The organism is Photorhabdus viridis (assembly GCF_040256935.1).
Taxonomy (GTDB): domain Bacteria; phylum Pseudomonadota; class Gammaproteobacteria; order Enterobacterales; family Enterobacteriaceae; genus Photorhabdus; species Photorhabdus viridis.
In genome coordinates this window covers 1-1,375 of record NZ_JBEJZY010000150.1, presented here as the reverse complement: position 1 = coordinate 1,375, position 1,375 = coordinate 1, and the positions used below count along the sequence as shown (strand labels likewise).

Annotated in this window: 1 protein-coding gene; it reads right to left on the bottom strand. The window is 55.6% G+C overall.

Annotated features, from left to right (window positions below; translation table 11 throughout):
* On the bottom strand, nucleotides 1-1,375 hold a 1,375-nt coding region (locus tag ABR397_RS22620), incomplete at both ends, for a non-ribosomal peptide synthetase (RefSeq protein WP_350307675.1).

Here is a 1,375-nt window from a genome sequence, read left to right as displayed (position 1 = left end):
TTCAGTGACCGATAACGGTACCTGACGCCAAACCACCTGCGCCGGCTCTGATAATCCTTGCCAGATAAAGGCCGTACGCAGAATATCGTGACGATCAACCACCTGTTGCACTGCCGCCAAATAACGGTCCAGCAGAGTCCGTTCAGCAAAGGCCATCTGACTGACCAACAGATACGGATCCCCTTCGTTTGCCAGTAAGTGGTGGAACAAAATACCGTCCTGCAATGGTGACAGAGCATAGATATCCTGAATATGGGTCACCCCGCCCGGCACCTGTCTGACGATGCGGTCAATGTCATCCTGAGTCAGATCGATCAACGGCAATACCTCTGGGGTGAGTGTCGTCGTCGCTGATGTAATGACGTTAGGCGGCACTATCACGGCCTGGTGCTGTCCCAATGTTTGGGCTAAATCTGACAGCATTGGAAACTGGAACAGATCACGCGCCGTCAGGGTCAACCCTAGGTTACGCAGGCGTTCAATCATCCGTATAGCGAGTAATGAATGGCCACCCAGGGCAAAGAAATTGTCATACCGGCTGATCTGTTCAATCCCCAGTAATTCACGCCAAATCGCCGCCAGGGCGATTTCCGTTTCGCCCTGGGGCGCTTCGTAAACTTGATAAGCAAAGGCTTCATTGTCCGGGGCCGGCAATGCCCGGCGATCCAATTTACCATTCGGCGTCAACGGCAACGCATCCAGCCGCACAAAAGCCGACGGCACCATGTAGTCAGGCAGCTGAACACTCAGATGGTCACGCAGGCTATGAATCAATCCCTCATCCGCCGGTGCCACCACATAGGCCACCAGCCGTTTCTCCGGCCCGTCACCCTGTGCCAGTACTACCGAGTCACTCACGGCCGGGTGTTCCAGCAACCGGGCTTCAATTTCCCCCGGTTCAATCCGAAATCCGCGGATTTTCACCTGCTGGTCGTTGCGGCCCAGAAACTCCAGATTGCCATCCGGCAGGTAGCGAGCTAAATCTCCGGTGCGGTACATACGCGCCTCCGGGTTGTCACTGAACGGATCGGGCAGGAACCGTTCCGCCGTCAGATCAGGGCGATTGAAGTAACCCCGCGCTACCCCCGCCCCGCCGATATAAATTTCACCCACCACGCCCAGCGGCACCGGCTGACCATAAACGTCCAGCAAATAAAGGCCGGTGTTAGCTATCGGACGCCCGATACTTTCAATAATCCTGTCACCCCGCGGTATCGACAACCAGGCAGAATACGTTGTCGTTTCGGAAGGCCCATAGAGATTGCATAACCGCTGTACCGGCGTTTCTGCAAAAATCTGTTCAATCAGGGTACGTTTAAGCGGTTCACCCGCCAGATTGACGGTATGAACCGACGCCATCAGCGCCTGAGCCTGC